Below are 8,128 nucleotides of genomic sequence, written 5' to 3'. Positions count from 1 at the left end.
CGTTGAAAATAATCGATAAGTTTTTTTTATGTCTCGGTTGACTTTACCCGTAGGGCAAACTATAAACTTAAGTTATCAAATCACAGGCGCAGGTGAAAATTGATGTATTCAATAGGAGTATTTTCAAAGATTAATAAAATTACAACTAAAACGTTAAGACATTACGATGAAATTGGTTTACTTAAGCCAGAGTATGTGGTTGATATGACCGGCTATCGTTACTATACTACGCATCAGTTACCTAAGCTTCATCAAATTCTCGCTTTAAAACGAATGGGGCTATCGCTTCAACAAGTTAAAGAGGCATTTCAGAATCCTGATGCAATTGATTTGTTTTTGAAGCTGAAGGAACAGGATGTGCTGAACAGTATTAAAGCAGAAGAAGAGAAGCTATTACTAATTCGTAGTTATCTTAACTTAATGAGAGGAGAAAAAATGATGTATAACCCAATCATTAAAGAACTACCAGAGGTTATTGTAGCATCTATGAGACAAGTCATTCCGAATTATGAGGCTCTTAATACTCTTTGTCCTGAGGTAATGGGAAAAGAAATGAAGAGAGTAGGCTGTGTTTGTGCAGTACCTGAATATTGCTTCAACGTCTATCATGATGGTGAGTATCGCGAAACGAATATCGATGTTGAAATTTGTGAAGCGGTTACTGAAATGAAACCTAATACTGATATTTTAACTTTCAAGACTATCCCAGCGGTGCCAACTGCACTTTGTATATTGCATAAAGGAGCATATGATACTCTTGGAGAAACATATTCATTTGCTTTCAAATGGGCGGAAGAAAACAATTACGAGGTTTGCGATCATCCAAGAGAATCTTATATTGATGGGATTTGGAATAAAGACAATGTAGATGAGTGGTTAACAGAGTTACAAATTCCGATTGTACAGAAATAATAATATTGAACAAGCCGACAAATTTTGTCGGCTTGTCTTGTTTTGATATCTATTCTTTTGGACATATATGATGGTTTATATATAATAAATGTATATGTGATTGAACGAGATGTATTTCATGGGAGATGATATTGTGATTAAACTTTCTCTTGCAGAAGCAGTGAAATTAAAGAGTGTATTGAATAAACGTATTCATGAGCTTGAGTTTGAAATGAATCGTGTAGGTTTTGTGGAAGTGGAGAAAGGTAAGAAGCTTCCAAAGCAAGCGCGTACTCTTATTCAAGTAGAAACGGAATTAGAAGAAATTCGTTATGATTTTCGCTTGTTGGACAAGTTAATGTATAAAGCCAATATAGAAAATGAAATTCAATATAATAATGAGAGCTTAGCGATAGTAGAAGCAATAGAGTTAGCAGCGCAATTACGTGCAAAAGCGAGAAAATACAAGGAACTAGGAGAAGCTACGAAGGAAGAATATCCATATTCATACGATGATAATTTCACGATTATAAAAATGGCTACTTTCGAACCAGAAGAGTATCGTATTAAAGCATTAGAAATCGAGCGTCAAGCTAATCGTTTGTCGAACTTAATTAATAGCAAGAATTATTCTGTGGAATTGGATTTTGATAGTGAGAAGTATTTCTAAACCTTGAAGTGGTGAGACTCCCTTCAAGGGGCTAAGTAGGAGAAACTTTTATAAATTTACAATTTTGTGATGGGGATTTGGATAAACCAATGACCAATAACCACTTACAAATTTACTTGTAACCAATAACCAACTATATGCTAATACAGGTCGATGACCAAATTATCCTTGGTATTTTACGCTCCTACTTAGCAGAAGAGGTTGCCCTTATGAAAAGGGCAACCTCTTTTTTCTTAAATGATAAGAATGTATATAATTTTGAATGGTGTCTATCTCCAGCGCCCAGGGATTAGTAGATTTCGCACATCTCCCTACGATAAGTCAACACGAAAAGGCTACTGCCTTTTCGTGTTAACTTTATCTCAGTCGAAGTGCTCCAATCTATACGTCACAAAACAAGCGCTTGTGTTTTTCTTATTATAAAGTTTTCGCTTCTTGTACAGCTGGTTTTTTGTAATAAAGTTTACGAATCACAAATGTTTGTACCATTAGGAAGCATCCACCAACTGTCCAGTACAATGGAAGTGCTGCTGGTGCAGATAGAGAAATGAATCCCATCATAATTGGTGACATATAACTAACGATAGCCATTTGTTTACGTTGTTCCTCTGGTACGTTTGACAATGAAACCTTTGCTTGTAAGAAGTAGATACCTGCTGCTAATGCTGCAAGAATGTAATCTGGCTGTCCTAGATTGAACCAAAGGAAACTATGTGTAGCCATTTCAGGTGAACTTTTAATTGCATAATAGAATCCCATTAAAATTGGCATTTGAATGAGAATCGGTAAGCAGCCACTGAATGAAGCTAGTGGGTTAAAATTATGCTTTTGATAAAGTTGCATCATTTCTTGTTGTAACTTCGCTTTATCTGCTTGGCTTGTTGCTTTTTTCATTTTATCTTGAATAACCTTCATTTCAGGTTGTATCACAGCCATTTTGTCTTTCATTTGCATTTGTTGCTTAGTTGATTTAAGCATGAAAGGCATCAATAGGAATCGTAGTAACAGTGTTACTAAAATGATTGACATACCATAGCTTCCTTGAAACCAACCAGCTACTGTGTTTAACACAAAAGCTAATGGTGAAACAAAATAGTGATGAAAAAATCCAGGTGATGCATCTGCGCCAGAAGCAGCAAAAGCATGCCCGCCTCCAAAGATTGAACTTACAACGAATACTCCGATTAGTAAAAGAAATCCTTTAAAGGCAAAGGATACAGCTTTATTTGATTTATTTTCCATGTTTGTCCTCCTTGATTTGTAAAAACTAGTTTGTTTTTAAGAAGAACATGTGATGGATCTTCATCCGGAGATTCTTTACGCCTTACACATAGTGCTAGCCAATGAGCGAATGAATTGACTACATTGTACAAGCACTTAGATTCAGTTGTAATGCTGTCTTCACTTTTTAACAGTGTTGGTTGAATTTGTGTGCGATTTTTGAAATGAAACTGTAAAAAGTAAAACAATCCAAAAGTCGCTGTTACTTGAACGATTAAACTTGCAAATGTTAAATAGGATGCTAAATCATTTAACTCGAAAAACTCAAGCATACTGTATCCCCCCTTTCAATTGTTTGTATTTATAGATACGAATGTGAATATAAAAAGTTTCGTTTGCTAATTTATTTTGTTAAATATATTTTATCATACGTTGAATAACAAACAAAATAATCTATTTTTGTGAAAAGTAAACTATTACGAGGAGACCTAGAATAAAAATAGTATACTACTCTTATTAGGCGAATAATTAAATGGAGGGAACTAGCATATGGAAAAATATATACTATCTTTAGATCAAGGTACTACTAGTTCTAGAGCGATTCTTTTTAATAAGAAAGCGGATATTGTACATATAGCCCAAAGGGAGTTCACTCAACATTTTCCTGAGCCTGGATGGGTTGAGCATAATGCACAGGAGATTTGGGGAAGTATATTAGCAGTTATTGCGAGCGTTCTCACAGAATCTGGTGTGCAGCCTGCACAGATTGCAGGTATCGGTATCACCAATCAGCGAGAGACAACTGTTGTATGGGATAAACATACAGGGATGCCTGTTTATAATGCAATTGTTTGGCAATCGAGACAAACACAAGATATTTGTAATGAATTAAAGGAGCAAGGATACGAAGATACTATTCGAGAAAAAACAGGGCTTTTAATTGACCCATACTTCTCTGGAACAAAGTTAAAGTGGATTTTAGATCATGTTGATGGTGCTCGTGAAAGAGCGGAAAAAGGAGATTTGTTATTTGGAACAATTGATACTTGGCTTATATGGAAACTGTCAGGTGGAAAAGCACATGTAACAGATTATTCGAATGCTGCTCGAACACTTATGTATAACATATATGAGTTGAAATGGGATGAAGAGCTATTAGAGATATTAAACATTCCTTCATGCATGCTACCAGAAGTAAGACAGTCTTCTGAAATCTATGGCAAAACTGTTAGTCATCATTTCTTCGGTCAAGAAGTACCAATTGCTGGTGCTGCTGGCGATCAACAAGCAGCGCTATTCGGGCAAGCTTGTTTTGAAGATGGAATGGCAAAGAATACGTATGGTACAGGCTGCTTTATGTTAATGAATACCGGAGATAAAGCAGTTAAATCAAAGAATGGCTTACTAACGACTATTGCCTGGGGAATAAACGGCAAAGTGGAATATGCATTAGAAGGAAGTATTTTTGTTGCAGGTTCTGCTATACAGTGGCTTCGTGATGGATTACGAATGCTGAAAGATTCAAAGGATAGTGAAGTGTATGCAAGTAGAGTAGAGTCTACGGAAGGGGTATATGTTGTTCCGGCATTCGTTGGTTTAGGTACACCTTACTGGGATAGTGAGGTTCGCGGGGCAATATTTGGCTTGACGCGTGGCACATCGAAAGAGCATTTCGTTAGAGCTACTTTGGAATCGCTAGCTTACCAAACACGTGATGTGTTAAGTGCGATGGAAGCAGACTCTGGCATATCATTGAAGAAGTTACGTGTAGATGGTGGAGCGGTGAAAAATAATTTCTTAATGCGATTCCAAAGCGATATGCTAGGTGTCCCAGTTGAAAGACCTGTTATAAATGAAACAACTGCTTTAGGAGCAGCTTATTTAGCAGGTATTGCGGTAGGGTATTGGGATGGCATTGAAAGTATTGCGGAGAAATGGCAATTAGATCAAGAATATCATGCTACTTTATCAGAAGCTGAACGAGAAGAATTATATCGTGGCTGGCAGAAGGCTGTTGCGGCAGCAATGGCATTTAAGTAATGAACTAGTAAGGACCACATTATTGCTTGTTAGAAGTAATTTTGTGGTCTTTTTTCATTAAAATATTGGAGGCTTTGGAACAATGTCGTTCACAAATTTAAACCGAGACAGTGATTTGCAGAAAATGAGTAGTAAGCAATATGACGTACTAATCATTGGAGGTGGTATTACAGGGGCAGGCATTGCTTTAGATGCTGTAACAAGAGGCATGAATGTAGCGCTATGTGAAATGCATGATTTTGCTTCAGGTACTTCTAGTCGTTCTACAAAGCTAATTCATGGAGGCTTACGATATTTAAAAAATTTAGATGTGAAAGTAGTAGCGGAGGTAGGAAAAGAACGTGCAATTGTTTATGAGAATGGTCCTCATATTACCTCTCCTGAATGGATGATATTACCCTTTTTTGAAGGGGGAACATTCGGTTCTACCACGACGTCATTAGGATTGAAGTTATATGATTTTCTTGCAAATGTTGATAAAAAAGAACGTAGAAAGATGTTATCGAAAGAGGCAGTATTACAGAAGGAGCCACTATTGAAGCAGGAAGGATTAAAGGGTGGTGGGCTTTATGTGGAATATCGTACAGATGACGCTCGGCTTACAATTGAAGTTATTAAGAAAGCAGTTGAATACGGTGCTGATTGTGTGAATTATTTACAAGTTCAAGCGTTCTTATATGAGAATAAGCGAATTGTAGGTGTTAAGGTAAAGGATTCTTTATCTGGAAAGATATTTGAAATAAAAGCAAAAAAAATTGTGAATGCAACAGGTCCTTGGGGAGATCGTCTACGTGAAATGGACCAGTCAAAGCTAGGCAAAACACTACAATTAACAAAGGGTGTTCATATTGTCATTGATCAGTCTCGATTTCCATTGAAACAAGCGATTTATTTTGATACTGAAGATGGCAGAATGATTTTTGCTATTCCTAGAAATCACAAGACGTACGTTGGGACAACAGATACTTTTTATAACGAGGAAAAAATAAACCCTGTTGCGACATTAGAAGATTTAAGCTATTTAATTAGCGCAACTAATACGATGTTTCCAAGTATCCAATTAACTTTGAACGATATTGAATCGAGTTGGGCTGGAGTCCGTCCGCTTATTCATGAAATAGGTAAGAAACCGTCTGAAATATCTCGTAAAGATGAAGTTTGGGTATCGCCATCAGGATTAATCACAATCGCAGGAGGAAAATTAACAGGATATCGTAGAATGGCTGAAATAGTAGTAGATGGTTTAGCTTCACAGTTTTGTAAAGAGCGCTATAAGTTATTCAGTGAATGTCAAACAGTGGATTTCCCAATATCAGGTGGAGATGTCGGTGGATCACAAGGCTATATACTTTTTCTGAAGGAAAATATAGAAGCAGGTATACAAATGGGGTTTACTGAAAGGGAGGCACACGAATTAACAAGAGTTTATGGTTCAAATGTTTCTCAAGTTTTTCAGTTAATAGTGAATCATCAACATGAGGTTGTAAAGTATAGCATGAGCAACGAATTATATGGAAAGCTTGCTTATGCAATTAACCATGAGAGAATCGCTACACCTGTTGATTTTTTCTTTCGACGAACAGGGGCACTTCTCTTTCATATAAAGTGGGTACAAAAGTGGAAAGAGGTAGTCATTCAATATATGGCTGATAAATATAACTGGAATGAAAATATACGGAAACGGTATGTAGAGGAGTTAGAGGATGAAATTGAATGTGCTACACATACTAATAAAAAGAGATTGTCCTAGAAAAGGGACAATCTTTTTTGATTTAGAAATAAAAATTAAAACACTTGAACTTCTGATAAAACTATAACATAATATATATGTACATATACTCATATAAGCATATATAAAGGAGGAATAATTATGGGACATCATCATGGTCATAGTCATAGTCACGATCATCATCACCATCATTCATCCAATAAAAAAGCATTACGGTTAGCGTTTTTTCTAATTGCCTCATTTATGTTTGTGGAGGTAATTGGAGGTTTTCTAACAAATAGTTTGGCTTTATTGTCTGATGCAGGTCATATGCTAAGCGATGCCGCTGCACTTGGTTTAAGTCTAGTTGCTCTTTTGCTTGGTGAGAAAAAAGCAACTCAACAAAAGACATTTGGTTATCGAAGATTTGAAATTATTGCAGCGGCATTAAACGGAATTACGTTAATTCTTATATCAGGTTATATTTTTTATGAAGCATTTCAACGTTTTCAACATCCACCCGAAATTCAAAGTATGGGTATGTTATTAATTTCGGTAATTGGGCTTTTAGTAAATATCGCAGCAGCATTTATTTTGATGAACGGTAATAAAGAAGAAAATTTAAATATTCGCAGTGCTTATTTACATGTGCTAGGTGATATGCTCGGCTCAGTTGGTGCTATTGCAGCCGCTGTGTTGATCTATTTCTTTGGATGGGGATGGGCAGACCCATTAGCAAGTATTATTGTAGCGATTCTCATTATTATTAGTGGTATTAGAGTAACAAAAGATGCCTTTCATATCTTGATGGAAGGTGCACCAGCTGCTATCAATCCAAGTTTAGTAAAGGAAGAGCTACAGCGATTAACACATGTAATAGGAGTACATGATTTGCATATATGGTCAATAACTTCTGAACTTCCTATGTTATCGTGCCACTTGGAGATTGAGAACAATGGCAATCATGATGAAGTTCTACGCCAAGTACAAAAGCTCCTATTAGATGCTTTTCATATCGAGCATAGTACGATTCAGATTGAAAGAGAAGAAGTTGGTTGCCCAAACACCCAACTTACTTGTAATTAATGATGATTAGAGTGGTCGATTGTTTGGGCAATAATGCTCATCACATGTTCATCGTCATGTGAATAGAAAAGAGTTGTTCCCTCTCGACGGAACTTGACAAGTCGTAAATTTTTTAAAAATCGTAATTGATGTGAAACAGTCGATTGAACAAGTGATAATTTTTCTGCTATTTCATTAACGGAATGTTCACCTTGAAATAAAAGATATAAAATACGCAAGCGAGTTGGATCAGAAAGGGCCTTAAATGTTTGCGTAACAAGAAAAAGAGTTTCTTCATCAAGTTCTTTCTCAAAAATCATTTGATGGTCTGGATTCAAGTTCTTCAACCTCCTTATTAACATTATACTTGAAATATTTTTAAACCAAAACTGGGGATGTATTTTTCCCAGTTTTTTATTTTGTAGTGAGAAATATGATGTTAGTTAATTGTTATTAGATTATTAATAGAATATTCATGAGAAATGGTATAAAATAAAAAATATTCTGTCTAAATTAATAGAATTTTCTCGAAT

At 35.8% G+C, this 8,128-nt stretch carries 8 protein-coding genes; 5 read left to right on the top strand and 3 right to left on the bottom strand.

The features are described 5' to 3' along the window. The first annotated feature begins 102 nt into the window (after positions 1–102). Positions 103–912 (top strand): MerR family transcriptional regulator, encoded by an 810-nt coding sequence (locus TX86_RS15325; protein WP_042349722.1) that lies wholly within the window; start codon positions 103–105, stop codon positions 910–912. Positions 913–1,045: 133 nt separating this feature from the next. After that, positions 1,046–1,561, top strand: a complete 516-nt coding sequence (locus tag TX86_RS15320; RefSeq protein WP_042350533.1) for a hypothetical protein — start codon at positions 1,046–1,048, stop codon at positions 1,559–1,561. Positions 1,562–1,978: 417 nt separating this feature from the next. Here the strand turns inward: TX86_RS15320 and yidC are convergent, their stop codons facing one another. After that, a complete protein-coding gene (gene yidC, locus TX86_RS15315) occupies positions 1,979–2,803 on the bottom strand; it encodes a membrane protein insertase YidC (RefSeq protein WP_042349721.1) in 825 nt (274 codons plus the stop codon). Next, complete coding sequence (locus TX86_RS15310) at positions 2,746–3,114, bottom strand: hypothetical protein (protein ID WP_042349720.1); 369 nt, start codon at positions 3,112–3,114, stop codon at positions 2,746–2,748. Before TX86_RS15310 ends, yidC begins: the two co-directional genes overlap by 58 nt. Positions 3,115–3,331: 217 nt before the next feature. Between TX86_RS15310 and glpK the strand changes: the two genes are divergently transcribed. The 3 genes from glpK (at position 3,332) to TX86_RS15295 (ending at position 7,616) form a co-directional block, all read left to right on the top strand. Continuing rightward, positions 3,332–4,822, top strand: a complete 1,491-nt coding sequence (gene glpK, locus TX86_RS15305; RefSeq protein ID WP_042349718.1) for a glycerol kinase GlpK — start codon at positions 3,332–3,334, stop codon at positions 4,820–4,822. A gap of 82 nt (positions 4,823–4,904) precedes the next feature. Next, positions 4,905–6,572, top strand: coding sequence for a glycerol-3-phosphate dehydrogenase/oxidase (locus TX86_RS15300; protein WP_042349717.1), 1,668 nt, complete (start codon positions 4,905–4,907; stop codon positions 6,570–6,572). Between the two features lie 120 nt (positions 6,573–6,692). Further along, a complete protein-coding gene (locus tag TX86_RS15295; RefSeq protein ID WP_042349716.1) occupies positions 6,693–7,616 on the top strand; it encodes a cation diffusion facilitator family transporter in 924 nt (307 codons plus the stop codon). Here TX86_RS15295 and TX86_RS15290 read toward each other — a convergent pair. Continuing rightward, positions 7,613–7,915, bottom strand: a complete 303-nt coding sequence (locus tag TX86_RS15290) for an ArsR/SmtB family transcription factor (protein WP_042350531.1) — start codon at positions 7,913–7,915, stop codon at positions 7,613–7,615. The genes TX86_RS15295 and TX86_RS15290 overlap by 4 nt on opposite strands. Positions 7,916–8,128 lie beyond the last annotated feature (213 nt).

The sequence above is a fragment of the Bacillus massiliigorillae genome (assembly GCF_000380245.2).
Classification (GTDB): Bacteria; Bacillota; Bacilli; order Bacillales; family DSM-1321; genus Bacillus_AD; species Bacillus_AD massiliigorillae.
This window is presented reverse-complemented; position numbering and strand designations above follow the sequence as displayed.

Excerpts from the sequence above, each read along its gene's own strand:
- TX86_RS15325 (WP_042349722.1), top strand. The coding sequence starts at position 103 with ATGTATTCAATAGGAGTATTTTCAAAGATTAATAAAATTACAACTAAA.
- yidC (WP_042349721.1), bottom strand. The coding sequence starts at position 2,803 with ATGGAAAATAAATCAAATAAAGCTGTATCCTTTGCCTTTAAAGGATTT.
- TX86_RS15310 (WP_042349720.1), bottom strand. The coding sequence starts at position 3,114 with ATGCTTGAGTTTTTCGAGTTAAATGATTTAGCATCCTATTTAACATTT.
- glpK (WP_042349718.1), top strand. The coding sequence starts at position 3,332 with ATGGAAAAATATATACTATCTTTAGATCAAGGTACTACTAGTTCTAGA.
- TX86_RS15300 (WP_042349717.1), top strand. The coding sequence starts at position 4,905 with ATGTCGTTCACAAATTTAAACCGAGACAGTGATTTGCAGAAAATGAGT.
- TX86_RS15295 (WP_042349716.1), top strand. The coding sequence starts at position 6,693 with ATGGGACATCATCATGGTCATAGTCATAGTCACGATCATCATCACCAT.
- TX86_RS15290 (WP_042350531.1), bottom strand. The coding sequence starts at position 7,915 with ATGATTTTTGAGAAAGAACTTGATGAAGAAACTCTTTTTCTTGTTACG.